Annotated in this window: 31 protein-coding genes, 2 tRNA genes and 3 pseudogenes; 17 read left to right on the top strand and 19 right to left on the bottom strand. The window is 38.7% G+C overall.

Features of this window, described 5'->3' with window-relative positions:
- Window positions 1-105 (top strand): annotated as a pseudogene (locus ACERCF_RS09250) (IS1595 family transposase); the annotation flags it as partial.
- A gap of 182 nt (window positions 106-287) precedes the next feature.
- Here the strand turns inward: ACERCF_RS09250 and dapA are convergent.
- Window positions 288-1,175 carry a 4-hydroxy-tetrahydrodipicolinate synthase gene (gene dapA, locus ACERCF_RS09245; protein WP_373625401.1) on the bottom strand — a complete coding sequence of 296 codons (888 nt, stop codon included), beginning with the start codon at window positions 1,173-1,175 and terminating at the stop codon, window positions 288-290.
- A 94-nt stretch (window positions 1,176-1,269) separates the two neighbouring features.
- Window positions 1,270-2,211, bottom strand: a complete 942-nt coding sequence (locus tag ACERCF_RS09240; RefSeq protein WP_373610886.1) for a Kdo(2)-lipid IV(A) acyltransferase — start codon at window positions 2,209-2,211, stop codon at window positions 1,270-1,272.
- Between the two features lie 179 nt (window positions 2,212-2,390).
- Here ACERCF_RS09240 and hpf point away from each other — a divergent pair, with 179 nt between their 5' ends.
- The gene (gene hpf, locus ACERCF_RS09235; RefSeq protein WP_373610877.1) at window positions 2,391-2,675 is read left to right on the top strand and encodes a ribosome hibernation-promoting factor, HPF/YfiA family; all 285 of its coding nucleotides are present in this window, start codon (window positions 2,391-2,393) and stop codon (window positions 2,673-2,675) included.
- Window positions 2,676-2,771: 96 nt separating this feature from the next.
- Here the strand turns inward: hpf and thiI are convergent, their stop codons facing one another.
- Both thiI and folD read right to left on the bottom strand, forming a co-directional pair.
- The gene (gene thiI, locus ACERCF_RS09230; RefSeq protein WP_373625400.1) at window positions 2,772-4,223 is read right to left on the bottom strand and encodes a tRNA uracil 4-sulfurtransferase ThiI; all 1,452 of its coding nucleotides are present in this window, start codon (window positions 4,221-4,223) and stop codon (window positions 2,772-2,774) included.
- 135 nt (window positions 4,224-4,358) lie between these two features.
- A complete protein-coding gene (gene folD, locus ACERCF_RS09225) occupies window positions 4,359-5,219 on the bottom strand; it encodes a bifunctional methylenetetrahydrofolate dehydrogenase/methenyltetrahydrofolate cyclohydrolase FolD (protein WP_373610879.1) in 861 nt (286 codons plus the stop codon).
- Between the two features lie 169 nt (window positions 5,220-5,388).
- Here folD and ACERCF_RS09220 point away from each other — a divergent pair.
- Together ACERCF_RS09220 and ACERCF_RS09215 are read left to right on the top strand one after the other, a co-directional pair.
- Window positions 5,389-5,465 (top strand) — tRNA-Pro (locus ACERCF_RS09220).
- Between the two features lie 18 nt (window positions 5,466-5,483).
- A tRNA-Arg gene (locus ACERCF_RS09215) sits at window positions 5,484-5,560 on the top strand.
- Between the two features lie 83 nt (window positions 5,561-5,643).
- Here the strand turns inward: ACERCF_RS09215 and ACERCF_RS09210 are convergent.
- The 12 genes from ACERCF_RS09210 to ACERCF_RS09150 form a co-directional block, all read right to left on the bottom strand.
- Window positions 5,644-6,642 (bottom strand): tyrosine-type recombinase/integrase, encoded by a 999-nt coding sequence (locus ACERCF_RS09210; protein WP_373625399.1) that lies wholly within the window; start codon window positions 6,640-6,642, stop codon window positions 5,644-5,646.
- A 459-nt stretch (window positions 6,643-7,101) separates the two neighbouring features.
- Entirely contained in the window at window positions 7,102-7,776 is a 675-nt protein-coding gene (locus ACERCF_RS09200; RefSeq protein WP_373625397.1) for a P22AR C-terminal domain-containing protein, read from the bottom strand.
- A 263-nt stretch (window positions 7,777-8,039) separates the two neighbouring features.
- Window positions 8,040-8,537 (bottom strand): hypothetical protein, encoded by a 498-nt coding sequence (locus ACERCF_RS09195; RefSeq protein WP_373625396.1) that lies wholly within the window; start codon window positions 8,535-8,537, stop codon window positions 8,040-8,042.
- 91 nt (window positions 8,538-8,628) lie between these two features.
- A complete protein-coding gene (locus tag ACERCF_RS09190; protein ID WP_373625395.1) occupies window positions 8,629-8,982 on the bottom strand; it encodes a DUF2513 domain-containing protein in 354 nt (117 codons plus the stop codon).
- Window positions 8,983-9,215: 233 nt separating this feature from the next.
- Window positions 9,216-9,425, bottom strand: coding sequence for a hypothetical protein (locus tag ACERCF_RS09185; RefSeq protein WP_373625394.1), 210 nt, complete (start codon window positions 9,423-9,425; stop codon window positions 9,216-9,218).
- A 2-nt stretch (window positions 9,426-9,427) separates the two neighbouring features.
- Entirely contained in the window at window positions 9,428-9,721 is a 294-nt protein-coding gene (locus ACERCF_RS09180; protein ID WP_373625393.1) for a hypothetical protein, read from the bottom strand.
- On the bottom strand, window positions 9,714-10,151 hold the full coding sequence (locus ACERCF_RS09175; protein WP_373625392.1) for a DUF6378 domain-containing protein: 438 nt from the start codon (window positions 10,149-10,151) through the stop codon (window positions 9,714-9,716). Before ACERCF_RS09175 ends, ACERCF_RS09180 begins: the two co-directional genes overlap by 8 nt.
- A 94-nt stretch (window positions 10,152-10,245) precedes the next feature.
- Window positions 10,246-11,049, bottom strand: a complete 804-nt coding sequence (locus ACERCF_RS09170) for a DUF2303 family protein (RefSeq protein ID WP_373625391.1) — start codon at window positions 11,047-11,049, stop codon at window positions 10,246-10,248.
- Between the two features lie 62 nt (window positions 11,050-11,111).
- Window positions 11,112-11,471: a hypothetical protein gene (locus tag ACERCF_RS09165; RefSeq protein WP_006250991.1), complete on the bottom strand. Its 360-nt coding sequence runs from the start codon at window positions 11,469-11,471 to the stop codon at window positions 11,112-11,114.
- A 36-nt stretch (window positions 11,472-11,507) separates the two neighbouring features.
- On the bottom strand, window positions 11,508-11,966 hold the full coding sequence (gene ssb, locus ACERCF_RS09160) for a single-stranded DNA-binding protein (RefSeq protein ID WP_373625390.1): 459 nt from the start codon (window positions 11,964-11,966) through the stop codon (window positions 11,508-11,510).
- 2 nt (window positions 11,967-11,968) lie between these two features.
- A complete protein-coding gene (locus ACERCF_RS09155; RefSeq protein ID WP_373625389.1) occupies window positions 11,969-12,166 on the bottom strand; it encodes a hypothetical protein in 198 nt (65 codons plus the stop codon).
- Window positions 12,150-12,335 (bottom strand): hypothetical protein, encoded by a 186-nt coding sequence (locus tag ACERCF_RS09150; RefSeq protein ID WP_373625388.1) that lies wholly within the window; start codon window positions 12,333-12,335, stop codon window positions 12,150-12,152. Before ACERCF_RS09150 ends, ACERCF_RS09155 begins: the two co-directional genes overlap by 17 nt.
- Window positions 12,336-12,523: 188 nt before the next feature.
- Between ACERCF_RS09150 and ACERCF_RS09145 the strand changes: the two genes are divergently transcribed.
- Together ACERCF_RS09145 and ACERCF_RS09140 are read left to right on the top strand one after the other, a co-directional pair.
- Window positions 12,524-12,847 carry a hypothetical protein gene (locus ACERCF_RS09145; RefSeq protein WP_334247845.1) on the top strand — a complete coding sequence of 108 codons (324 nt, stop codon included), beginning with the start codon at window positions 12,524-12,526 and terminating at the stop codon, window positions 12,845-12,847.
- Between the two features lie 616 nt (window positions 12,848-13,463).
- On the top strand, window positions 13,464-14,060 hold the full coding sequence (locus ACERCF_RS09140; RefSeq protein ID WP_373625387.1) for a hypothetical protein: 597 nt from the start codon (window positions 13,464-13,466) through the stop codon (window positions 14,058-14,060).
- A 60-nt stretch (window positions 14,061-14,120) separates the two neighbouring features.
- Here ACERCF_RS09140 and ACERCF_RS09135 read toward each other — a convergent pair whose 3' ends face one another.
- From ACERCF_RS09135 to ACERCF_RS09125, 3 genes are all read right to left on the bottom strand, one after another.
- Window positions 14,121-14,585 (bottom strand): type II toxin-antitoxin system YafO family toxin, encoded by a 465-nt coding sequence (locus tag ACERCF_RS09135; protein ID WP_373625386.1) that lies wholly within the window; start codon window positions 14,583-14,585, stop codon window positions 14,121-14,123.
- Window positions 14,575-15,084, bottom strand: a complete 510-nt coding sequence (locus tag ACERCF_RS09130; RefSeq protein WP_373625385.1) for a hypothetical protein — start codon at window positions 15,082-15,084, stop codon at window positions 14,575-14,577. The genes ACERCF_RS09135 and ACERCF_RS09130 overlap by 11 nt, the downstream gene beginning before the upstream one ends.
- Window positions 15,085-15,156: 72 nt before the next feature.
- Window positions 15,157-15,813 (bottom strand): LexA family protein, encoded by a 657-nt coding sequence (locus tag ACERCF_RS09125; protein ID WP_373625384.1) that lies wholly within the window; start codon window positions 15,811-15,813, stop codon window positions 15,157-15,159.
- Between the two features lie 124 nt (window positions 15,814-15,937).
- On the opposite strand from ACERCF_RS09125, the gene ACERCF_RS09120 reads away from it, so the two are divergent.
- The 11 genes and pseudogenes from ACERCF_RS09120 to ACERCF_RS09070 all read left to right on the top strand — a co-directional run bounded on the left by ACERCF_RS09120 (window position 15,938) and on the right by ACERCF_RS09070 (window position 22,954).
- Window positions 15,938-16,126, top strand: coding sequence for a Cro/CI family transcriptional regulator (locus ACERCF_RS09120; RefSeq protein WP_006247792.1), 189 nt, complete (start codon window positions 15,938-15,940; stop codon window positions 16,124-16,126).
- Window positions 16,127-16,181: 55 nt separating this feature from the next.
- The gene (locus ACERCF_RS09115) at window positions 16,182-16,928 is read left to right on the top strand and encodes a Rha family transcriptional regulator (RefSeq protein ID WP_373625383.1); all 747 of its coding nucleotides are present in this window, start codon (window positions 16,182-16,184) and stop codon (window positions 16,926-16,928) included.
- Window positions 16,925-17,737, top strand: coding sequence for a helix-turn-helix domain-containing protein (locus tag ACERCF_RS09110; protein ID WP_373625382.1), 813 nt, complete (start codon window positions 16,925-16,927; stop codon window positions 17,735-17,737). The genes ACERCF_RS09115 and ACERCF_RS09110 overlap by 4 nt, the downstream gene beginning before the upstream one ends.
- A complete protein-coding gene (locus tag ACERCF_RS09105; protein WP_006249422.1) occupies window positions 17,725-18,360 on the top strand; it encodes a replication protein P in 636 nt (211 codons plus the stop codon). Before ACERCF_RS09110 ends, ACERCF_RS09105 begins: the two co-directional genes overlap by 13 nt.
- A pseudogene (locus tag ACERCF_RS09100) lies at window positions 18,357-18,920 on the top strand (DNA N-6-adenine-methyltransferase). Before ACERCF_RS09105 ends, ACERCF_RS09100 begins: the two are co-directional and overlap by 4 nt.
- Before the next feature lies 1 nt (window position 18,921).
- Complete coding sequence (locus ACERCF_RS09095) at window positions 18,922-19,047, top strand: hypothetical protein (protein ID WP_373625381.1); 126 nt, start codon at window positions 18,922-18,924, stop codon at window positions 19,045-19,047.
- Complete coding sequence (locus ACERCF_RS09090) at window positions 19,047-20,075, top strand: DUF968 domain-containing protein (protein ID WP_373625380.1); 1,029 nt, start codon at window positions 19,047-19,049, stop codon at window positions 20,073-20,075. The genes ACERCF_RS09095 and ACERCF_RS09090 overlap by 1 nt, the downstream gene beginning before the upstream one ends.
- A gap of 127 nt (window positions 20,076-20,202) precedes the next feature.
- A pseudogene (locus ACERCF_RS09085) lies at window positions 20,203-20,427 on the top strand (RusA family crossover junction endodeoxyribonuclease); the annotation flags it as partial.
- On the top strand, window positions 20,417-20,776 hold the full coding sequence (locus ACERCF_RS09080) for an antiterminator Q family protein (protein ID WP_015484169.1): 360 nt from the start codon (window positions 20,417-20,419) through the stop codon (window positions 20,774-20,776). The pseudogene ACERCF_RS09085 and the gene ACERCF_RS09080, both read left to right, overlap by 11 nt.
- Before the next feature lie 79 nt (window positions 20,777-20,855).
- Window positions 20,856-22,001 (top strand): type I restriction endonuclease, encoded by a 1,146-nt coding sequence (locus tag ACERCF_RS09075; protein WP_115262492.1) that lies wholly within the window; start codon window positions 20,856-20,858, stop codon window positions 21,999-22,001.
- Between the two features lie 266 nt (window positions 22,002-22,267).
- A complete protein-coding gene (locus ACERCF_RS09070; protein WP_115262491.1) occupies window positions 22,268-22,954 on the top strand; it encodes a P22AR C-terminal domain-containing protein in 687 nt (228 codons plus the stop codon).
- The last annotated feature ends 233 nt before the right edge of the window (window positions 22,955-23,187 follow it).

Genomic DNA, 23,187 nt, shown 5'->3' with positions numbered 1-23,187 from the left:
CATTTTGAGCTATATTTGAAAGAATGCGAATGGCGTTTTAATCACAGTGACTTAAAATCTCAAATATTCCTTTTAAAACAATTGGTTAAAGGGGGTTTAGGTTAGTTATCTAGGACAGCCCCTAAGAAAAAAATAGTTTTTTATATGGATAATAATTATCCAAGCAGAATAAAAGTTTATCCAAATCAAAGAATTTAGTATTTTGATGTTTTAGAATATGCGATTTATTCAATATAAAAAAACCAGTTAATTAATTAACTGGTTTTTGCCATATTTGCAAAAAATAATTAAATTAAGCCCGCTTGTTGTAATGCTTTTAATACTGTAGGTTGGGCTGTTTCTGCTAAGGTTGTTAAAGGCAGACGTAAGTTTGGCTCGCTAATTAATCCTAATTTATATGCAGCCCATTTCACAGGAATCGGGTTAGATTCTACGAATAAATCGTGGTGCAAAGCCATTAAGCGGTTGTTGATTTCTTCTGCTTCATCAAATTTGCCTGATAAAGCTAATTCACACATTTTTGCCATATCTGCCGCTGCAACATTATTTGTTACCGAAATAACACCTTGTCCACCTTGTTTCATTGATTCAAACCCTGTTGCATCATCGCCACTTAAGAAGATGAAATCATCACCCGCTAATTGCTTAATTAACGGTAAACGGCTTAAATCGCCCGTGGCTTCTTTTACTGCCACGATATTTTCAATTTTCGCTAAGCGACCAATTGTTTCAGGTTTTAAATCACTCCCTGTACGACCTGGCACATTATAGAGAATTTGCGGAAGATCAGTACTTTCTGCAATTGCTTTATAGTGTAAATACATTCCCTCTTGGGTTGGCTTATTATAATAAGGCACAACGCTTAAACAACCAGCAACACCGCTGTTTGCTAATAACTTGGTCATTGTGATCGCTTCACTGGTAGCATTTGAACCTGTTCCTGCAATAACAGGAATACGGCCATCAGCAAATTCAACCGTCTTCTTAATTACTTTTACATTTTCATCAATACTTAATGTTGCGGATTCTCCCGTTGTACCTACAGATACAATACCATGAGAACCAGATTGAATATGATATTCAACGAGTTTTTTTAAATCTTGGAAATCAACTTCACCGTGTTTCATTGGTGTTACTAATGCCACTATACTACCGTGCAATAAAGGGGTTGCCATAATCATCTCCTGTATTTTTATTATGTTTAATATGCTCTGCTAGATTGCAAAATTCAGTTTAAATATGCAAGCACTTTTTGCAATTATTTAAAAATTAATCGTAAAGGCTCTTATCATCTTCATTTGGTCGTGTTTTAAAGCGACGATGAAGCCACATATATTGTGTAGGTGCATTCATAATTTCTTTCTCCACAACTTTATTCATCAAGATTGCTGTATCAACTTCGTTTTGGCATTGTCTAAAATCGACAGGAGGACTTATCTTCACTGTATAGCCCGAATAATCTGCATTACGAATTGGGCTAAAAGGAATTACCAGTGCATTAGGTGCAGAACGAATTAACATATAGCTACCTGCCGTTGTGCAAGTTTCCTCTACAGCAAAAAAAGGCACAAAAACACTGTTTCGTCTCCCATAATCGTGATCTGGTGCATACCAAATCATTTCGCCATTTTTTAATGCTCGAATCATACCTCTAACATCTTTACGATCGAGCATTGCTTTATTTGAGCGAATACGCCCTCTGAACTGGAGCCAATCTAATAACGGATTATCATTTGGACGATATACTCCGATACCTTGACTGTGCAATCCAACAATTCTTGCTCCAAGCTCTAAAGTTAAGAAATGTACTCCAACGAGTAAAACACCTGAATGCATCTCTCTTTGGACTAAGTGTTCTAACCCTTCAATCTTCGACCATTTTAACACTCGCTTATCAGACCAAAACCACGCCATTCCAGTTTCAATAATCGCCATACCAACTGATTTCATATTTTCTTGAACTAACTCTTGAATTTGCTCGGCAGAATAGTGGGGGAAACAGAGTTCTAAATTACGGCGAGCAATTCGCATACGGCGTTTGCCAAATCCTAAACTCGCAAATAATTTCCCCAGTCCTAAACCAATTTTTACCAAAACGGGATAAGGTAAACATAAAATTAGCTTAAAAATGCCTAAACCAATCCATAATCCCCAATATTTAGGGTGTAAAAATTGTTTTTGGAATGGAGGTAACTGTTTTTTCTCGCTCATCATCAAATCTCAATTGTCTATTTATTAGCGATATTATAGTCAAAAATCATTAAAAATGTTAAGTAGATCAAATTTTTGAAAACTTATTTCATTTTTCACTTGAATTTTTGGGGTGAACCGCATATTTTGATGACAGGATATCAATGGCAAAAGCCTTAACTAAACAAGAGGAAAATGTTATGTCAATAAATATTTCAAGCAAACAAATGGACATTACCCCTGCAATCCGTACTCATATTGAGGAGCGTTTAGCTAAGTTAGAAAAATATCACACCCAGCTGATAAACCCACATTTTATGTTGATTAAACAGCCAAATACATTTCAAGTAGAAGCAACAATAGGCACGCCTTTAGGTGACTTAGTCGCAAAATCTGAACACGAAGATTTGTACAATGCTATTTTTGATGTGAAGAAAAAATTAGAAGGACAATTAATTAAATTAAAAGAGAAAAATGAACATTAATTCTTCTCCATTTTAAATAAAATTTAGGGCTAAATGAGAAATTCATTTAGCCCTTCTTTTCCAAGCGGTTAAATTTGCTTGGAAGTTTGCAAATTTCTAGTTCGCTTTAAAAACTTTCACATTGTTATAACCACTCTCTTTCAAATACAATGCTTGCAACTTGCTCATTACACCACGCTGGCAATACAACAAATATGTTTTTGCTTGATCAAGCGTGCCAAATTGGCTGGACAGTTTATAAAATGGCAACACTTTCACTTCAATCCCCTCTAAATGAAATGGTTTTTCGTCCACTTCTTCAGGGCTACGAATATCTAAAATCACGTCATTTGCAGATAACGCACTGGTTGTCTCTACAGAAACAACTTCTTTTTCTGTTTGCTGTGCAATTTCACGAATATCCAAATAGTCAGCATTTTTAACCGCTTGATCTAGCACATCAAAATTAAAGTGCCCCTCTTCTTCCACAATTTTACTCTCAATCGCTTTTACGGTTGGATTTTTAGAAATCACGCCGCAAAATTCTGGCATAGATTTAGCAATATCATCCGTGCCAATCTCTTTTGCTATCGAAATAATCTTTTCTTTATCGTGAGTAATCAGCGGGCGTAAAACGAGAGTGTCAGAAGCCTTATCAATCAAACGCAAATTGGTTAAGGTTTGGCTTGAAACTTGTCCTAACGCCTCACCTGTTACGATTGCTTGAATGCCAAAACGCTCGGCAATTTTGCTTGCTGCACGCACCATCATACGTTTTAATACCACCCCCATTTGTCCGTTATCGACTTTTTCTAAAATCTCGCCAACTACATTTTCAAAATTGATTGCCACAAAACGGACTTTGTGCGAAGTGCTATAACGGCTCCAGATATGATATGCCATCTGCTTAACACCAAGTTCGTGAGCTGCTCCACCTAAATTGAAAAAGCAATAATGTACACGAGAGCCACGACGAATCAGCATATAGCTTGACACACCAGAATCAAAACCGCCCGATATAAGAGACAGAACATCTTCTTGCGTGCCAATAGGATACCCACCCAATCCCTCATAACGTGCTTTAATCAGCAACATTTTGTCTTGTTCAATATCAATTCTAACCGTCACATCAGGATTTTTTAATTTCACTCTAGCACTTTCAATCCGTTGGTTTAGCCCTCCACCCACATAACGTTCAACATCCAGTGAACTGAAATCGTGCTTGCCTTTACGGCGAACCCGCACACTAAAAGATTTATCTTCAAGTTCATCTTTTACCGCCGCATAGGTTTGCTCAAAAATATCGTGCATATCAGTAAATTGCGTTTCTTCAACCTCCAAAATATGATGAATACCAGGGGTACGCTTGAGCAAATCCAGCACTAATGCTCCCTCTTCCTCAACTTTTGCGCGCACTTTAATAAAATCACAATGACGAACAACAGATATATTTTTGGTTTCTTTTAACAAGACATTGCGGATATTTGAGGTTAAAATTTTGATAAATCGTCTACGCACTGAGTCGCTTTTAATCATAATTTCAGGGAAAAATTTAATAATAAATTTCATATAAAAATCTGTTCGCTATAATTCACTATAAAAAGGTGGGCTATTTTAGTCTTTTCTGGCTCAAAAGCCTAGAAATTCACAAAGAAAAATCCTCAATCTTGTTTTCGATTGAGGATTTGTAAAAAATTCTCGTTTTTAGACCGCTTGTAAATGGTTTTCGTAAGCCTGTAGAGTATTTTGCATTAACATCGCCACCGTCATTGGACCAACACCACCTGGTACTGGGGTAATAAAGTTCGCTTTTTGTGAGGCAATGCTATATTCCACATCGCCTTTTAATTTGCCGTCTGCCATACGATTAATGCCCACATCAATCACTATCGCCTCTTCTTTAATCCAATCGCCTGGAATGAATTCAGGCTTGCCTACCGCAACAACGAGAATATCTGCTTGGCGAACGTGGCTTTCTAAATCTTTAGTAAAGCGATGCGTAACAGTAACTGTACAACCAGCAAGCAACAATTCTAGTGCCATTGGGCGACCTACAATATTAGAAGCACCAACAATCACAGCGTGCTGACCGTGCAAATACACACCTGTAGCTTCAAGTAATTTCATTACGCCGTATGGAGTACAAGAACGTAAAGTCGGAATACGCTGAGCTAAACGACCTACATTATAAGGATGGAAGCCATCTACATCTTTATGCGGAGTAATTGCCTCAATGACTTTCGTTGAATCAATCTGTTTTGGTAGAGGTAACTGCACCAAAATGCCATCAATGCTCTCATCTTGATTAAGCTCTTTGATAAGTGAAAGTAATTCTGCTTCTGTCGTTTCTGCTGGTAAATCGTAAGATCTAGATTCAATGCCAATTTCCCCACAACTTTTACGCTTACTTCCAACATAAACTTGCGAGGCTGGATCTGCCCCAACTAAAATAACTGCAAGACCAGGTTTACGTTTACCTTGCTCAACATAATGTGCAATTTTCTCACTAATTCCTTTTTTAATTTTTGAGGCAATTTCACTGCCCGAAATAATCTGTGCTGCCATTTTTATCTCCCGAAACATTAATGAGCGAAAACGTTTGCTATTCTCTCAAAATTTTCACTTTTTGATAAGCTAATTTTAAATAACGGATAAAGTTCAAGCATTCGAGCAAACTTTAACAAAAAAAGATTGACTGTTAAATAAAGAATCTTATAATCACTCTATCATTTGTCGGCGAGTAGCGCAGCTTGGTAGCGCAACTGGTTTGGGACCAGTGGGTCGTAGGTTCAAATCCTATCTCGCCGACCATTTCTAATTTATTCATTTGCGCCCTTAGCTCAGCTGGATAGAGCAACGCCCTTCTAAGGCGTGGGTCAAAGGTTCGAATCCTTTAGGGCGTGCCATTAAATCCCTTGAAATTCAATAGGTTACACACCTTTTGAAACTCACTTTAGAGAGCGTTTTTCTGCAATGTGACAAAATTGTGTCAAAGAAAATTCACACTATTAGCGTGATTTAGCAAATGATCTGCATTTAAGTGAGCGTATTTCTTGACCATTTCCAATGTTTCCCAACCGCCTAATTCTTTTAATGTGAAAAGTGGTGTACCGGCTTGAACGTGCCAACTCGCCCAAGTGTGGCGGAGATCGTGAAAGTGGAAATCAATCAATAAACACCGCTTAGTTGCGGCATCAAATGTTTTTCTGTTAATATCATCAAGTGGTCTGCCTGTTGAGCTGACAAAAACATATTTGGCGTGTCGCCCACGCTGTTGTTTTAATAGCTCAATCGCAGCATCATTTAATAATAGTGACCGTGCTTTTTCAGACTTCGCAATATCATTCGATACGATTGCTATTTTTCTGTCAAAGTCAATTTTATCCCAAGTCAGTGTGAGAATTTCTGTTCGTCTTGCCCCTGTCATTAAAGCAAATGAGCAGATATTTCTCATCCATTCTGTTCCAATATTTGAAATCAGAGTTTTAGCCTGTTCTTTCGTGATCCAACGAATGCGAATTGGTGGCTCTTTTTTCTTTGGTAAATAAGGAACTTTAGCAATATACCCCGCTTTATGAGCAATCGAAAAAATACGTTGCAAGGACTTAATGTATTTATTCTGCGTGCTATTAGAAAGCGGTTCTCCGGTATTTTGATTTTTAGTTGGCAGATTATTTACAATCTCTTGAGTTGTGATCGTATTTAACCCTCTGCCACCAAAAACATTACGCCAATAAATAGCGTGCCGTTTTTTAGTGGCTTGATCAGAAAGTCCCTCTGATTGTTTTAAATAATCAAGCAATGCTTGTTCAAATAAATAATCAGGCTCGGTATCTAACTGGTTTATACTCCACATTTCTGCCTTGATTTTCTGTAAAAATAACTGAGCATTTTTCTTTACTTCTGTGCCAGCAGAACGTCTAATTCTTTTGCCACTCGGGGTAGTGAAAGCAACCCAGTATATTTTTCCTCTTTTGTAGATCGACATAGTGTTACCTCTTCGACCGACAGAGCTAATCGGTCGGGATTATTCATTATTTTCTTTACTGTTTCAAGATCTGATCGTCTCACTCTCCAAACGCGAGAGCCGGGCATTTGAAAAAATTTCCATTCCAATAAATGTTTTCGTACAGTGCTATGGTGGAACTTCAATTCCTCTGCTGCTTGTTTAATTGTGAGATGTTCCATTCATTATTTCCTCCAGATAATAAAAAACCGCTTGGGTTACAAGCGGTCGATTTTGTTGAAAAATTTACTTTTAGCGTTGAGCTGTACAAATTTTGCCATCGCAGTCATTGCGTAACTCTAAATAGTCGGCAGCAACTGCAAAGGCGGTTAAAAATAGAATGATTTTTGCGTATTTCATCGCCTAATCCTCAAAATTTGGGTATGGAAATCCGCCGCTTGATGTTTCGCAAGCGGTCGGGTTTTGTGAATGTTTTACCAATTAGAATTTAGCTATACGCACTGATTTTGTCGGTTTAGCAAAATGGCTTTCGAGTTCACGCATTGGTCTGGGGTTATGCCCGAAGTCTGCTTCAGCGGTTAAGCGATAAACCAATTTACCGATGTCGTGTAAGTGTCTGCCGTATTCGTAAGCGATGGAATGAGCTTTTGGAGCGTATGAACTGCCTAGAGCTTCTAATGCTGGCGTAATCTCTTTAATGAAACCAGCCATATGATTAGCCTCGAACCATAACCACGCTAAATCGACTGCTTCGTGGTTGATGATGTTGTGGTTGAAGATTTTCTCGACTGGTTTTGGTGGTGCAAGCGGTCGAATTTCGGTGTTCTTTTGTAAATTTTCCAACTGGTTAAGGAACGCTCGCAATACCACTAAATGAAACTGTGGGCTGATCCACGCTGCATAGGCAATCACGATTTCTTTACAGGCGTATGTGCTTGGATTTTTACCGCCTCGAACCGTTTTTACAGCCAAAGTAGAAATTCCTACTTTGCTTTCCTGTTCTATTTCTGCAATAAGATCTTTGGTTTGCTGATTAGATAAGAATAAAACGGGTTTGTGTTTTGCCTCTCCGCCACTAGCTTTATGTAGATCCGTTAAAGAATATAGATTTTCAAAAGTGCGGATTGAATTTGAGAAGATTTGTAGATTTGACATTTTGTGTACCTATTAGATTTAGTAAATAATCCGAAAACCTTAGTAGGGTGATCGGGCTTCAACTACCGCTAATAGTCGGCGGAACTTATTTCCGTGAAGGTGTTGTATTAGGTTCTCTCGACCCGATCTTTGAAATCTGCATATATGCAGATTTAGGATTTTTGTAAATTTTAGGTACAAAAAAACCGCTTGCTGTCGGGTGCGGATAACCGCTATTAGTTAGTAGTTCGGTCATCTTATCGAAAGAGCGGTTAGAATGTCAATTAATTTTTTAATTCATATGTTTTTAACACTAATTCTTTGTAGGCTTGGATAAGCGGTTCAAATGGCTGTTCATCTTCCAAATTTGTTGGAAATGCAAAATTTTCTGTTACATCTTGGAAAACAAAATTAATCAATGTATCGCTGATGTAGTAAGCAGTAATGACAAGACTTGTAAGTGTTTTAGGATAGCTGTTTTCGTTTTCTTCCAGAGCCAGGGCTAGTTTGAAGGTTATATTTGGTTCACCCTGCACATTAAATTGAGCTTTAAGTTGGAAAAATTCGATAGGTTCATTATTCTCATCAAGTAATCTGACATATGGTTCTGTTGGCTCTTGATTGAATTGTTTGCGGTAAAGCTTTTCGAGCAAACCGAGATCGGTGGCAAGTGCAATTTGAAGTTGGCGAATTTGTTCCCGCAGTAGTGCTCTGCGTTGAGAAAGTTTATTTGTGTATTGGGAATATTGTTTACATAAATCTTGATAGGTAAGCGTTGTCATTTTGTTCTCCTGTTTGAATTTTAGGTACAAAAAAAGCCGTTTATGGACGGCTTGAAAGTGGATTTAGTCTAAATGAATTTAGTGGCGGTTGTCAAATCATTGCCGCAATAATTTTTGTTGCAACCGTTTTGATTACATCAAAGCTCAAATCAAGGCTTTTACTTTGGACAGTGGATTTTACTTTATTCCATACGCTGTCATTGCGGATTTTGTCTAAAAATTCGTGTCCTTGCCAAGTCAGGTTAGTTGCAGAAAAATCTTCCTCTTCCAAAGAAGAAACATCTATTGCCTCAATCAGCCCAGCATTATTTAGTAATTTGTAATGATAGGCAACCGTTTTTGCATCATAGCCTTTAATATCAGTAGACTCTAGCCAACTGGTGCTGTCTGCTTTTTCTTCCAGTTTGAGTAGTATTTTGCGGATTAAATCCCAGTTGCGTTTCATCTTACTCTCCAAATTTTAGATATAAAAAAAGCCACTAAATTGTGGCTTGCTGACTTTCTGTTGAAAGTGCGGTTATCTTAATCCGAAGTTTGGCGGTTGTCAAACCTCAATATCTATTTTTGCGATCTGCATCGAAAAAATAAATTTTCGCAGCACCATTTAAACAGCTTTGCGTAGCTGGCATTTTAAGTGTTACCGCACTTATAATGCCGCCGTTTTTAACTCATTTGTCCTTATTCTTTCAGAATATCTGGCACTTCAACAATTTTCAGTTGCTCAGGTTTTACCCCTTTATATTTAACCCAGTATTGGCAAATTTCAAGGGCTTCACTTTGCGTTACTGTACCTCTAGTTTCACTTGCAACTTTCCATTCACGGCGAAATTGGCATTCAAGTACGATATAACGTTTACCGTCCATTACTTGGAGTTCATTTCTAAACATAGCTACCTACGACTATTTCGCATTGCATTTAGCCATTCTTGAGCATCAGTTCGGCTTGCGAACATCAACCCTTGCTCGGCTCTACTTTTTGTTTGGCAATCATCAGCATCTTCATAAACCCATTCTTCAATGCTCGTAAAGTCCATATCTCCATCATAACAATCAACGTCATAAACATTGATAGTATAGTATCGTTTACCAACTTCAAGTTTTATAACAGGGCAAGGTAAATCTAATTGCACTCTTGGGCGTGGTTCTTCCCACAGTACTTTTTCTAAACTAAATGACTCACTCATTATTTACCTCACTAACACCGGTACTTTTACCAGTTAAAGCTTCCAAAACCTCAACAGCCTCCTCTTTGCTCTCAAACTCCAAATCCAGCCGCCAAACAGAGCTTTTATTAAGGTGTGATTCGGGGTAAATACTATCGGTTAATGGTTTTGGTAATGCTTTAACTTCTGCAGATCCATTAGGGTTATAAAGTCCACCACCTAACATTGCATAACCGGCAATGTCTTGATAGTTGTCTTGATGATTTGCTCCGTTATTTAAAATTCGGGCAATTTTGAATAACATCATCTCAACGGCGATTTGCTGTGGCCAAGTGAGCTTTTCTGCGTGTGAGTCGCTGACTTTGCGTAAACCTCCATAAATCTTGGCGAAACTGTCGTAGTTGCCGTGTTGTTGTTCACGTTCATCTAAAATGTGTTGAGTTGTTTTCATCGTGAATTTTCCTCGAGAAATAACCGCTTGTATTCAAACAAGCGGTCGATTTTCATTAAAAACTTACAAGTAAACTTATAAGATAACTTACAAGCTAGATCGCAATCGTACCGATATTGACCTTGATTGATGTTTCGCTAAGTGCATCGGCTAGTTTTTCCGCAAACTCGGTAGCAATCGACTCTTCAATTTGCTCAGCTTGAACTAAGCGGGCGGTTAATACCGGCTCGCCACTACCGGTTAGCACCTGTACACGCAGAGTAAATGAGCGAGTGTCTAAGCCGTTGTATGGATTGCAAGTAAATACAAGGTGAGTTGGCAGTTGCAGTGTAGATTTAGCTTCCACTGATTCCATTGCTGATTTTTTAGCAGCAAAATCGCTAAGTTCGTGTTCTTCGTTGCGAGCGTAGTCAATAGTCATCTTACGCACGGCTTGTACGGCATTTTTAATGCTGATTTCGTCATCGTCGTGGTAAGCATTTAAGTAAATGCCCCAATCTTCAATGAAATCTGAAAACTCACGCTGTGAACAGCGTGTACCGTTAATTTCACATAAGGACTTGTAAGCAGCGGTTTTCTTCATTACCAACTTCGCACGGTGTTTTGCGTGACCGGCTTGTTCTCGGTTGCCCATATCAAATACAATTTCCGCACTCATTTTCTCTTGGTCAATAAAGCATTGTGCGTTTTCTTGGGCATTGGCGGTAGCATATTCAATCAGGCTACCGAAACGTTGCGTTGAAAACGCTGCACGGAATTGGTTACGGTGAGCTTGGAAAGGTTCTAGTGATTGTAATGTAATGCCTTCAGGTAACATTACTGTGCCAAAATCAGTTTGAACCTCTTTAGTCGCAGCTACAGCAAGAGCGGAGATTTGTTGAATAGTCGATTGATCCATTTTTAAGTTCCTTTTTGTTTGAGTAAAAAAATAAAGCCACGCATTAACGTGGCTATCGAAAATTAAGCAGCTGCTTTAGATAGAGCCTTTAAACCGCTAGGGCTTTCTTTTACTGCCGTTTCTGTTTTTTCAGGTGTAGCAGATAATGCCCCACCTTTATGAACATACATTGGTGTGGCGGTCGTATCCTCTTCCGCTGATTTACCACGCTTGGTCGGTTTGACATAGCTCAATTTGTGCTGAATTTGAACAGATGGGCTGTCGCTATCCATTTTGTCTAAGCTAAATTCAACCGTAACTTTGCCTTTCTTATCGTGAGTTAGTACGCCTAACGCCACGTCTGAAAGAGCTGTAGCCAGCTTGTCTTTGAAAATACCGCAATCTAATTCATCTAAAAATTCAGGTACGTTTGTTTTTGCCATTTTGGGTTCTCCTATATTAGGGGTTGAATAAAATTGTTAGAACGGAATATCATCATCAAAATCTCGTGATTCTGAATCCGTCATTACTTGGTTATAGGGATTGCTTGGCGGTGGATTGCCTGGCGGTTCGGTCGCCCAATTATTGTTGCTGTTACCACCGTTCGGGCTACCTAGCATTTGTAACTGGTCTGCGATGATTTCGGTTATCCAGCGGTCTGCGCCGTCTTGGGCTTGCCATTTGCGAGTGCGTAGTTTGCCCTCAACATAGACTTGAGAGCCTTTTTTGAGGTATTTGCCGATAATGTCGGCTAAATTCCGAAAGGCAATAATGCTATGCCATTCAGTCTGCTGTTTTTTCTCGCCTGAGTTTTTATCCGTCCATTCAGTCGAAGTTGCCACACTGATTTTGGCGACTGAATCGCCATTTGGCATTGTTCGTAGTTCAGGGTCGTTACCTAGACGACCGACAATAATCACTTTGTTAATTCCTGCCATTGTTATTCCTTATAAAGTTTAATTGGTTTATCTCTGCCAACGTTGAACCGCTCAATTTTGCGGTTAATCAACATAATTGCGTTTTGGCGGCTGTATTGTGGGTGGGTTGAATGTTGTAATTTGCCGTCATAGTAAAACTTGGCGACAAATTGTTTACCGACCGCCACAATCTCTACACCGGTTTCAATATTTTGTGTCATATTTGCCTCCGCAGTATTGATCGCCGTTATGTTTAACTACCCAAACGCCTTGATTGCGTTCGCATTTGTAACGCTCAAGTTGTACGTGGTCGTCATAGTCCTTTCGCCCGACAATGCCTAATAGCAAAATTAGCAAGGCTAGTGGGGCAAGTTGTTTCATTCTGTTCATAGGATTGTCCTTTAGGGTTAAAAAAAGCCCACGTTTTACGGTGGGCAAATGGAGCGACTTGCGTCTAGATTGTAGTAAACAGTGTCCGTGATTTTATACTTGCCACGGACAGCAAGCCCTGCTTGTCTCTCACCACTCGCAGGAATATAATTAAAGACCTCTCATCACTAAAAATCAGGAACTTTACAATGTGGGAAGTATTGATACCCTCTATCTTTTCTATAATAAAAGAACACTTTGATAACATAGTTATGCGTATTACAACTTGGTTTCTGTCCTTTATTATCTGTTGGCTATATATACCAATAGATATACAAGATCATTTACTGGCTAATGCCCTACCAGGACTACCTACTTATACATTGCTCTATATTTTTTATTTGGTCGCTGCTACAGCTTTTTGGCAAATGTTTATCCTTTGCTTGGATGTCTTTGCATTGATAATTAATAAAATTATTAAAGGCCCAGCTATGGATCAACAAACCAATAGGGTTGACGTTGATAATAAATAAAATTAATAAGCATTGTTTTACCTTCATAATTTACCTCTAGCTAAATATTCCAGAACATACTTTCTTAAATACGCTTTGGAATAACTGCGTGTCTGCCCACGCCGTCGCCCGTCCAGCTTTTGCCATTTCTGTCGGGTGCTGCTTGTATCCGTACTTACTCAAACTTTAGATAAGCGTGATTGCTTAGGACTGATACCAGTGTTGCCTTTTCAGCTCTCCACACCTTGCGAGTGTGTTGCCTAAACCTTGCCACCTCTTTTTGGCAAGTCGTTCAAATTTGTATGTCAGGGTCTAACCAACCTTGCCGAACTATCAACTTTAAATTGACAGTTGCTTGAGGTTGTTAATATCATCCGCACAAGCACCGAATTGTTAAAGAGCGTTGAGCCGTAGCTCGTTTTGATGAACAAAGTTTAAGAAAACTTAAACATTAAGTCAATTAAAATTTAAGTTTATTTAATAAATATTTTTAAGATTTCTTAAATTTCAATTGGTTATGATTTCTTGGTTGATTATTTTTTAAACTATTGAAATATAATTATTGAGATTGCTAGCTTGATCACAGACCAGAAATCACGCTTTTGAGAAAATAAGAAAGGATTTCTATGGAGGTTATATGAAAAAACTACTGATGACTTTATGTTGTTTACCCGCTTTTGCTTTAGCTAACGAAACAGGGGAAAGTTGTTCTAAGATTGAGGATAGTACAAAACGCTTGGAATGTTACGATAGTATCTTTGTAAAAAAAGATGCCGGTAAAGAGGAAGTTACCGCTGAAAAATCTAAGTGGGAATATGAGCAAGAGAAAGATGAACTGCGTAATGCTACAACTTATCTTGCGAGAATAAGATCGACTAATACAATAGATTTTGGTTTTCCGTATGATTCATCTGGACTGAATTTAATGCTACGCAAAGACCCTAAGTATGGCAACGATGTCATTTTCAGTATTCATGGGCAGTTTAATGGCTGTATGATTGATAGTTGTAAAATTACGGTGAAGTTTGATGATGGTAAATTGGAAAGTTATCGAATGGTTGGAGCAGATGGCGGCAGCAATGATACGCTTTTCATCGAAAATGCAAAAGCAATGAAAACTTTTGTAGATAAGCTGAAAAAGTCGAAAAAATTAATTGTAGAAGCGAGCTTTTATAATTATGGCAAAGGGCAATTTACCTTTGATACACAAGGTTTAGAGTGGAAGCATTTTTAGCCGGTAAGATATATCTAAAACTAATATGGATAGATAAAAAAACCGCCACAAGGCGGTTAATTATTTTGTGAGCGTAATTTGATTTTTAATCTGTAAGTTGGAACAGTCAAACCAAGCTAAGTTCACAAGTTGAGAGCTATTCATTGAATGAAATTTTTCAGCTTGTTCAATAAAATGAGGGAGCAATTTATCAATTGTTGCGTGGGCATCAGGCGTTACAATTCCTAAAATTTGAAAACATTCCTCTTCAAAAAAGTGCTGTGTATAAATCACAAAATTATCACAGGTCCTATTTAACCCATTTCTTCTTTGCCACGTTTTCAAATCAAAATCAGTTTGATAAATTGCTATATGAATTTTATGTAGATTGCTTAATTCAGCTTGAGGATTTCGTTCGAAACGTCCATAATGCCCTAGAAAGCTAGGATAAGCTCCTGTATCGTGAAATAAAGCTAGACCTACTGCAATCACATCAGCCTTAGGGAAACTAAGCATATCATTAGATAAACAGAACTTAGCTGGCATTCAGAATTTTCTCCTCAAGGGCTTTAGCATTTTGGCTAATTGTTGCCACCTCATCTGGAGAAAGAGATAAGCCTTGTACCTCCACAATTCTGATACCGTTAAGACTATCATTTAACTGTTTTAGGTTTGATTTAAATGTATTACGAACAGCTGAGAATAGACGAAACTCTTGAGTATAGAGAGCATAGATAATCTTTTCATATTTATTTTTGAATTGATGAAATGTGAAATCTAACACTCCATTGACAATATACAGAACATCGAGTTCGGCTTTGGTAATGCCTTTCTTTTTACTTACCCAGTCATTCAGCTCTTGAATTTGATGTGATAAATCGACAAGTTTCTCAAAACGAGCTTTGGCACTCTCTTTCTTTTGAGCAAAAATTGCTCCAGCCTCTTGATGGATTTCTTGTGAAACATTAAAAAGTGCTTCGCTTGCGTGTAGCTCTCCAGAACCTAAAGCAGCAAGCAATCCGAGTGAAGCAAACGTTTTTTTCATTGTGAAGTCTCCAAATTTTGCTGAATTATACTATCAAAAACGAATGAATAGATAGTCTTTTATAAATCTAGCTTATCTCTTTCTTCGATAAATACGATGCTCTACCATTGTCCCAATAATTCGGATTTCTTGCTTTAGCGTTGATAGTTTATGGTAATCAGGATTAAGAGCGATAAGCTCAAAATGCTGCCTTCCGTATTCGTCTAAGTCTTCTAACGGGCGGTATTTTTTGAAAGTAGCCTCATAATCGCCATTAATTGCTGCCACAAACTCACCGGCGTGCGGTTGTACATCAGGATCAATAATTACTCGGTCTCCTTCAATAAAATCAGGCTCCATCGAGTCCCCTTTGATTTCTAGGGCAAAAGCATTTTCAGACACATCAAGATCAGTCAGGATATATTCATAATCCCCACAGGTTTCACGAAAATCGTCAATTCCCGTCCATTGTCCGGCTTGAATATAGCTAATTAATGGGACTTTAGTCATACCGAGGCTAGCAGGTAGAACATTAGATTCCCCATTACCACGCAAGAGCCAACTAATATCGCATTGCAATACTGTAGATAAATCTAAAATATTCTCTGAATTTGGCTTAGTCGTACTACTTTCCCATTGAGATACTGCAACGTGTGAGACCCCTTTTAACGCAGTAGCAAGATCTTTCTGTGTCAATTTTAATTCTTTTCTACGGCTTTTAATTCTATCGCCCAAGGTCTGAGTATTCATAGTATCCCCTTAAAGGTAAAAATAAAGTTGCTGTTAAGTTATCTTAACATTTATTGACTTAAGTTTCCTTTAATTATATATTTAAGAAGTCTTAAATAAAATTCAAGAAAGGAATTAAGAAAATATGAAAAAAGATGATGTACTCGAACATTTCGGAACTCTAGAAAAAGTGGCGGCAACTTTAGGAATTAGTGTGTCAGCTGTTTCTCAATGGGGAGAGATTATTCCTGAGAAAAATGCGTACAGATTACAAGAGATCACTGCCGGTAAGTTAAAGGTCAAACACTCACTTTATAGAAATAGAAGCAAATAAAAAACCACCGCTGGAACGGTGGCTCTTTAAAACTAAACAACGAAAGGTAATTTCGATGAACCAATTATTAAACATTCCAGAACAAAAATCAAGCATTACGATAAGCAGCATTGAAATTGCTCAACTTTGCGAAAAACGCCACGATCACGTAATGGTGGATATTCGCAAGATGTTGGCGGAGCTGAATTTGAACTCTCCCGAATTTTCGGGGCAGTACAAAACCAAAGACGGCAGAATTCAACCCTGCTTTTTCCTGCCCAAACGAGAGGCAATGATTTTAGTCTCCGGCTATCGCATTGACCTAAGAGCCAAAATCATTGATCGCTTAGAGGAGCTAGAAAAGCAACATCAGCCCTCTATCCCTAAAAATTACCCTGAGGCACTACGAGTAGCGGCAGAGTTGGCGGAACAAAACCAAGTCTTATTGTTAGAAAAACAGCAAACCACCGCAGAGAACAACGCCTTGAAGTCCTATTTTGAACCTGGTTTAACACCCGCTCAATTTGTGAAAGGGCTGAATGGCGTGAACAGCAACAAAATTAACGATTATTTACGTTCTCGTGGCTGGTTATACAAAGAAAAGCATTGTTGGCGAGTGTGTAGCCAATTTCGGGATAAGTACCTGACTGAATCATTTAAGCGAATTGAGGTTGATCCTGTAGAGCGTATTGAGATGACTACCTACAAGCCAATTTTACTTGAGAAAGGTGCGGTTAAGATTTTTGAGGCTTATTTACAAGGTAAATTACCAATGAAAGCCGATTGGAACGGTAAATATTATCACAGTAAGGTGGCGGTATGAGTATGTTATTAATGGTTAAAGCGATGAATTGTACGGTGGGAAATTCTGCCCGTAAATTAGTGCTGTTAAAACTCGCTGATAACGCAAATGATGATGGTGTTTGCTTTCCTAGTTATCAATTTATTGCAGATAAGTGTGAAATGTCTAAACGCAGTGCCATTAGCCATATTGATGAATTAATCAAAATGGGATATGTGAGCAAAAAATCACGCAAAAACAAAGATGGTTCTAGTTCGAATTTATATCAATTACACCTTGATGACCCTAGTGAAAAATCTGCACTAGGGGGTGAAAATATTTCACTACCTAGTGAAAATTTTGCACTAGGGGGTAGTGAAAATTCTGCACCCATAACCAGTCACTCTATTAACCAGTCAATTAACCATAATACGTCCGAACAAAATTCGGACGGCGTGGATAAAAAATCAAAATATCGTTTTTCTGACGATGATATGGCGGTAGCAGAATGGATTTTTAAACGAGTTAAGCAACTCGCTCCTCAGACCAAAGCCTCTTACTTGCCGAATTGGGCAAATGAAGTTCGGCTGATGGTGGAACGTGATAAACACACTCATCAAGAAATTTGCTCGTTGTTTAAATTTGCGACCGAACACCATTTTTGGGGCAGGAATATCCTAAGTGTTGTATCTCTTCGAGCTAAGTGGGATCGGCTAAATCTAGAAAGGCAATCATCATTACGACCAAACAATATTCACTCAGCAACAGGCAATGGTGATATTCAAGACACAACGGGGTTTTCAAAAGGTCTTGTTGTTGATGTAGGAGGAGGGACAAAATGGGAATTTTAGCTACAACGACTCAAAATCAAGTATTACCTGTTGAGATTGTGGAACAAGCAGAGGTGGAAACAACCAAGATTTTCAACCGCTTGAAAGCAACTCACTTAGGCTGGCGAGCCAATATCAAGAGTCAAGCCGAATATGATAATGCTCGCCGTGAATGGGTTCGTTTGTTGATTGAAAATCGCTTAACGCCAAAAGAAGTTGAACGAGGCTTGAAAATTGCGGATACCGATAAAAATCCCTATTTACCGAGCTTTGGACAATTCCTCGAATGGTGTAAATCCATTGACTACGCAGAATTAGGTTTGCCTGATATGGATCAATTCCTCAAGCGTTTAAATCATTTTTCCGCTTTTGGGTTTACTGAAATCGATAATTTTAAGTTTCGTTCAAACGCTGAATATTGGCTCTTAACTGACCTTTATGAACGAAATCGAAAACATAGTTGGAAAGATGAAACATTACGTAACCAAGCTGAAAAAGCGTTAGTAGAGATGGCAAAACGGATTATGAGCGGTGAACAAATTCCACCTCCTAAGCCAGTAATCGAAGAGAAAAAGAAAGTGCCAATAGATCCACGCATTCAGCGAATTTTGGACGAGAAGAAACAAGCAGGAGCAATGCAATGACAGATTTTGATAAAGACACTTACCAAACGCCAAAGTATTTCCGTAATTGGCTAAATCATCGCTATGCGTGGTTTCACATTGACGGTTGTTCTAACGGCTAAAACGCATTGTATAGCTACTGGATTGGCAAAGCGGCAGAAGGCTTGGACGAAGACACGCTAAGTGGTCAGATTGCCGAGGATTTCTTGGCAGAAAACTTGCTCGATGTGATCTTGGAACGTGTGGCAGATTGGGGCGAATTACTCCGTATCTTCGTTAATCCGCCATATAGCAATCCACTCCCTTTTGTTCAGCGTGCTGCGGAGCTGAAAAAAGCCGGTCATATTGTGGTAATGCTGTTGCCGGCAGACAAATCTACTCGTTGGTATCAGGTTATCCAAGAAAACGCTAGTGAGGTGATCGACATTATCGGTGGGCGTATTAATTTTATTAATCCGCTCACAGGCGAGGAAGTGAAAGGCAACAACAAAGGCTCGATGGTAGCGGTGTTCGACCCGTTTGTGGAAGGAATTGTCACCCGTCAAATGCCACTAGATAAAATCAAGGAATGGGGAAAATAGAATGAACTACTGGGAATTATTTATTGGTCTTGGTGCGGTAATTGGCATATTCATTTTTTTACTTTGTGTTGGTGTATTTATGTTGCTCGTTCAAGCCTATGATGATACCGAGAAATGGGGGCAGTAATGGCGGAAAGTTTATTACTGACACCTTATTTCCAAACTGAAGTCGGCATTGTGTTTTACCGTATGCCTAAAGATGTTTCTCCTGCCGCATTCGGTGAGCGGACATTATTGCAACCGGCACCGACTGATTTAGCGACGGTTAAATCAGGTAAGGTTGCAAATGTTTCCGAAAATTCGACCGCTTGTAAAGAGCTAGCAGCATTTGCGAAATCGGAAAACGTGAGAGCGGCATTAAATACGCGTGATAGATATAACAACGAATTTCCGTATATGCGATTTGTGAAATCTATTCAGACCTGCCAATGCCGAGATGGCAAATACTGCCATACGGAAAAAGTGCTGGTAGAGAATAAAAACAGTGCAGTAAATCTCTGTTGGCATCACGACAAAATGAGAATGGACGGAGAAATCCAAACCGAAAAACTAGAAGAGTTGGCGGACGAAAATTGGGAAAGATTTATAGCTCAACAAATCCGATTAACTTTACGCAAAACGCAATACACCTCGATTGAATTTTCTGACTTGGTGTTATTTGCGAGTATGAAAGGTCTGCTAAATGAATTAGAGGATAATGCATTGCAGCTATTCTTAGGTTATCCAGCTTTAAATAATAGCGGTTTCAGCCGAGAAAGCAATATCGGTTTTGATGATGTGCCTAATGCTCGATCCAATCTAAAACAATGGGCTGAAACGTTAAAACTGAAAGTCGAGCCGGAGCCGTTGGCGGCATTTATGGCAAAACCGAAATTACAGCGGTTTGAATGGCGTAAGTGGTTGCAGTTTGTAAAAGCACAACCTTGTATGTGTTGTGGGCAACAAGCAGACGACCCACATCATATTATCGGCTATGGCGGAGCGATGGGGAGCAAACAGCACGATTTATTCGTTATTCCGCTCTGCCGTATTCATCACGATGAATTACACCGCAATGTGGGTAAATTTGAACAAGATTACGGCTCACAGTTGGAGTTGTTGGTTAAGTTTTTAGACCGAGCGATAGGTTTGGGGGCGTTAGAAATTGATGGTTGAATTAGTGCTGCCCTATCCGCCAAGTGTAAATGACTATTGGCGGTGGGTGAGCAAAACAAGACGAGTGGTGTGTAAACGAGGTAAAGATTACCAATGAGCAACATTTCTCGCAGCACAGAATAAACCTAAATTTGGCGGACAGGTTGAAATTGAGTGCGATGTTTACTTCCCAGACAACCGAGATAGGGATTTGGATAACTTAGGCAAATGTATTTTAGATTCGTTGGTATATAGCAAAGTCATTGTTGATGACTCCCGAAAATATGTCAAAAAACTGACATTTGAGGACAAGGGCAATCAAAAAGGCGGTGCGGTAATTGTAAGGATTAAGGAGAGGCTAGATGTTAATTGATATTAAAGGTATTTTACGTTTTTGGGGTTATTCCGCCAACGGCAGACTCGGCACGGAATTTCCCTGTGTGGCAGCAGGTATGAAACCCGCTGTATCGGCAAGCAACCACCGCATATTACGTTTAACTGACGAATCCATTTTTGAAATTGACCGTTGTATCAAGCAACTTAAAGAGCAAGAGCCTCAACAATATGAGGTGCTGATTGGTCGGTATGCAGCAAGGGTATCTGATACACAAATCGAAAAAGTATTAGGTATCAGTCACTCCACCTTTAAACGAGAATTGGCACAGGCGGAAATGTATGTGCTGGGTGTGGTAGTTGGGTTGAAATTGGCGTTGGTAGTTTAAATAATGTGATCTACATCACGGTTTCATTCTAATAAATACGATAGAGTATAAGCTCCTTTTACCTATGGAGATTTTGAAAATGAGCCAAAATATATTCAAAGAAAGAGTGTTATCTCACATTCAACACGTTATTAAAGTAGGTTCACATTGCACCACTGAAGAAACAACTAAACAGGCTTTAATTCTTCCATTATTAGATATTCTAGGATTTAACCCATATGATCCAACTAAAGTACGAGCTGAATATGGTGCTGATTTTCCAGGAGCTAAAAATGGTGAACGAGTTGATTATGCTCTATTTTGTCACGATGTCCCTGTTATGTTCATTGAGGCAAAATCGTATAATGAAAATTTAACAAATCATTCTCCGCAGTTATCCAGATATTTTAATGCAACTCCAGAGGTAACAGTTGCAGCCGTCACTAACGGAAGAGAATGGCGTTTTTTTACTGATTTAAAAGATAAAAACATAATGGATGAAGCTCCATTCTTAAGAATTAACTTTGAAAATGTAGATGATTCCAAAATAAATCAATTAAGCCAATTTTGCCACGACCGTTTCCAACCCGAAGCTTTGCGAACATTAGCCGAAGAAAGTGTCTATTTATCCGCATTTACAAAAACAATTAGTGAAAGCTTAAAAGAAGTCGATCAAGAATTTGTAAGATATGTTGCTGGTCGCTCTAATGTAGGTAGACAATTAAATCAACGTTTTATTGATTCGATAACACCGATTGTGAAACAAGCCGTAGAGAAAGCGGTTAGTGCAATGGTTGTATCTGGACTTTCAAGCCAAGTTCAAGGGCCTGAGCCAAAAGAAACAGAGAATACTGAAATTGACGAAAAAGCTCCAATTATTGATGCAACAAATAGCAAGATTGTTACTACATATACGGAACGATTGCTGTTTGATTATGTTGTATTAATTCTTGGCGAGAATACGGAATTAGTCGCAAAAGACACTGAAAGTTATTTTAGTGTTTTATATCAAGGTAAATCTAATCGTTGGATTTTGAGATATTTCGATAATAAACAGCAACCGTGTATCAATGTACCATTAGAGCTACTTGATATCCACCAGGCAGAAATCCAACGAGCTGGTTTGGAAGTCAATGGTAACAACATTATAATTAACAGGCCTGAAAATATTCTAAGAATCAGTGGCTTAATTCGAGATTGTTTAGAATATTGTCAAAATGATGAAAATTTCTCAAGAAAGAAATAACCATATCGCCCCTTGACAGCCAAGGGGCTTTTTTATTATGATGTTTTCAAGGTCTCAAAAGCCTTATAAAGCACGGTAATTCACCCCGTCAGCGTGATTTTTTTGTATCTGCAATTTACAAGCGGTCAAAAAATAACAATTTTTTACAATGGTCGAGAGTGCGAGGAATACAATACCGCAAGGAAATAACTCCGCTCGATGCTTTACGAGTTTTGAGCTCTCGACCGCCCGATTTATCGGGATTTCTCTCAAAAGGAAATAAAGCGATGACTAATCAAACTTCTACTCAACTTTCTACATTCAATTTTGAAAATTCAGCAATCCGTGTAATCGCAGTAAATGGCGAACCTTGGTTCGTTGCAAAAGATGTATGTGATGCTATCGGTATTGATAATAATCGTAAAGCTCTACTAGCATTAGACGATGATGAAAAGGGTGTAACTTTAAGTAACACCCTTGGCGGACAGCAGGAAATGAACATCATCAGCGAAAGCGGAATGTACACCTTAATCCTCCGTTGTCGTGAAGCCGTGAAAAAAGGTTCAGTGCCACATCGTTTCAGAAAATGGGTTACAGCCGAAGTGTTACCGCAAATTCGCAAGACTGGGCAATATTCGCAAAATAATCAGCAAATCGCACCGCTTGCTCCACCACCAAAGAAATACACCTTTGAATTTACCGAAGATGAATTGCTCGATCTCGCTTGGGCGTGGTTCGCATTCATTCGTGGTATTCACACATTCCGCCATATTTATTCGGCATTTGAAAAATTAGGTTCAAATATGTCGGGCAATATTTATGGGCAAGGTTTTGAATATGCAACAACCGCTAGAAATGCCCACAAAGTGATCAATCGACTAACCAAAGATTTCCAATATGACTACGACAGCAACTGGCGAGTGCTGAAACATATTCGAAGCTTTGACCCAACATTCAAACAGCCAACATTCTAATTGCAAAAAATTAACTCAAACTGACCGCTTGTGAAACATCAAGCGGTGGATTTCTACACATGAAATTTGGGCGAGGTGCTGTATGTTGAAATATATTTTAGTCGGTTTATGCTTTGTTGGTGCGTATGCGTTAGATTTAAGTAGTGATTGCGATGGACATTATTGTGGCGGTAGTGCTCAAGTGGTCAAAAAAGATTGACAAGGTTCACCTGAAAGTGTATCGTTTATGTAAT

The organism is Mannheimia kashgarensis (genome assembly GCF_041807705.1).
Lineage (GTDB): Bacteria > Pseudomonadota > Gammaproteobacteria > Enterobacterales > Pasteurellaceae > Mannheimia.
This window is presented reverse-complemented; position numbering and strand designations above follow the sequence as displayed.

Coding starts and splice junctions, on each gene's coding strand:
- ACERCF_RS09210 (WP_373625399.1), bottom strand. CDS start 6,642: ATGTCGATCTACAAAAGAGGAAAAATATACTGGGTTGCTTTCACTACC.
- ACERCF_RS09070 (WP_115262491.1), top strand. CDS start 22,268: ATGACTAATCAAACTTCTACTCAACTTTCTACATTCAATTTTGAAAAT.
- ACERCF_RS09170 (WP_373625391.1), bottom strand. CDS start 11,049: ATGGATCAATCGACTATTCAACAAATCTCCGCTCTTGCTGTAGCTGCG.
- ACERCF_RS09120 (WP_006247792.1), top strand. CDS start 15,938: ATGAAAAAAGATGATGTACTCGAACATTTCGGAACTCTAGAAAAAGTG.
- ssb (WP_373625390.1), bottom strand. CDS start 11,966: ATGGCAGGAATTAACAAAGTGATTATTGTCGGTCGTCTAGGTAACGAC.
- ACERCF_RS09145 (WP_334247845.1), top strand. CDS start 12,524: ATGTGGGAAGTATTGATACCCTCTATCTTTTCTATAATAAAAGAACAC.
- ACERCF_RS09240 (WP_373610886.1), bottom strand. CDS start 2,211: ATGAGCGAGAAAAAACAGTTACCTCCATTCCAAAAACAATTTTTACAC.
- ACERCF_RS09115 (WP_373625383.1), top strand. CDS start 16,182: ATGAACCAATTATTAAACATTCCAGAACAAAAATCAAGCATTACGATA.
- ACERCF_RS09125 (WP_373625384.1), bottom strand. CDS start 15,813: ATGAATACTCAGACCTTGGGCGATAGAATTAAAAGCCGTAGAAAAGAA.
- thiI (WP_373625400.1), bottom strand. CDS start 4,223: ATGAAATTTATTATTAAATTTTTCCCTGAAATTATGATTAAAAGCGAC.
- ACERCF_RS09150 (WP_373625388.1), bottom strand. CDS start 12,335: ATGAACAGAATGAAACAACTTGCCCCACTAGCCTTGCTAATTTTGCTA.
- ACERCF_RS09090 (WP_373625380.1), top strand. CDS start 19,047: ATGGCGGAAAGTTTATTACTGACACCTTATTTCCAAACTGAAGTCGGC.
- ACERCF_RS09175 (WP_373625392.1), bottom strand. CDS start 10,151: ATGAAAACAACTCAACACATTTTAGATGAACGTGAACAACAACACGGC.
- ACERCF_RS09180 (WP_373625393.1), bottom strand. CDS start 9,721: ATGAGTGAGTCATTTAGTTTAGAAAAAGTACTGTGGGAAGAACCACGC.
- ACERCF_RS09155 (WP_373625389.1), bottom strand. CDS start 12,166: ATGACACAAAATATTGAAACCGGTGTAGAGATTGTGGCGGTCGGTAAA.
- dapA (WP_373625401.1), bottom strand. CDS start 1,175: ATGGCAACCCCTTTATTGCACGGTAGTATAGTGGCATTAGTAACACCA.
- ACERCF_RS09075 (WP_115262492.1), top strand. CDS start 20,856: ATGAGCCAAAATATATTCAAAGAAAGAGTGTTATCTCACATTCAACAC.
- hpf (WP_373610877.1), top strand. CDS start 2,391: ATGTCAATAAATATTTCAAGCAAACAAATGGACATTACCCCTGCAATC.
- ACERCF_RS09190 (WP_373625395.1), bottom strand. CDS start 8,982: ATGAAACGCAACTGGGATTTAATCCGCAAAATACTACTCAAACTGGAA.
- ACERCF_RS09095 (WP_373625381.1), top strand. CDS start 18,922: ATGAACTACTGGGAATTATTTATTGGTCTTGGTGCGGTAATTGGCATA.
- ACERCF_RS09105 (WP_006249422.1), top strand. CDS start 17,725: ATGGGAATTTTAGCTACAACGACTCAAAATCAAGTATTACCTGTTGAG.
- ACERCF_RS09195 (WP_373625396.1), bottom strand. CDS start 8,537: ATGACAACGCTTACCTATCAAGATTTATGTAAACAATATTCCCAATAC.
- ACERCF_RS09130 (WP_373625385.1), bottom strand. CDS start 15,084: ATGAAAAAAACGTTTGCTTCACTCGGATTGCTTGCTGCTTTAGGTTCT.
- ACERCF_RS09135 (WP_373625386.1), bottom strand. CDS start 14,585: ATGCCAGCTAAGTTCTGTTTATCTAATGATATGCTTAGTTTCCCTAAG.
- ACERCF_RS09110 (WP_373625382.1), top strand. CDS start 16,925: ATGAGTATGTTATTAATGGTTAAAGCGATGAATTGTACGGTGGGAAAT.
- ACERCF_RS09165 (WP_006250991.1), bottom strand. CDS start 11,471: ATGGCAAAAACAAACGTACCTGAATTTTTAGATGAATTAGATTGCGGT.
- ACERCF_RS09080 (WP_015484169.1), top strand. CDS start 20,417: ATGTTAATTGATATTAAAGGTATTTTACGTTTTTGGGGTTATTCCGCC.
- ACERCF_RS09200 (WP_373625397.1), bottom strand. CDS start 7,776: ATGTCAAATCTACAAATCTTCTCAAATTCAATCCGCACTTTTGAAAAT.
- ACERCF_RS09185 (WP_373625394.1), bottom strand. CDS start 9,425: ATGTTTAGAAATGAACTCCAAGTAATGGACGGTAAACGTTATATCGTA.
- folD (WP_373610879.1), bottom strand. CDS start 5,219: ATGGCAGCACAGATTATTTCGGGCAGTGAAATTGCCTCAAAAATTAAA.
- ACERCF_RS09140 (WP_373625387.1), top strand. CDS start 13,464: ATGAAAAAACTACTGATGACTTTATGTTGTTTACCCGCTTTTGCTTTA.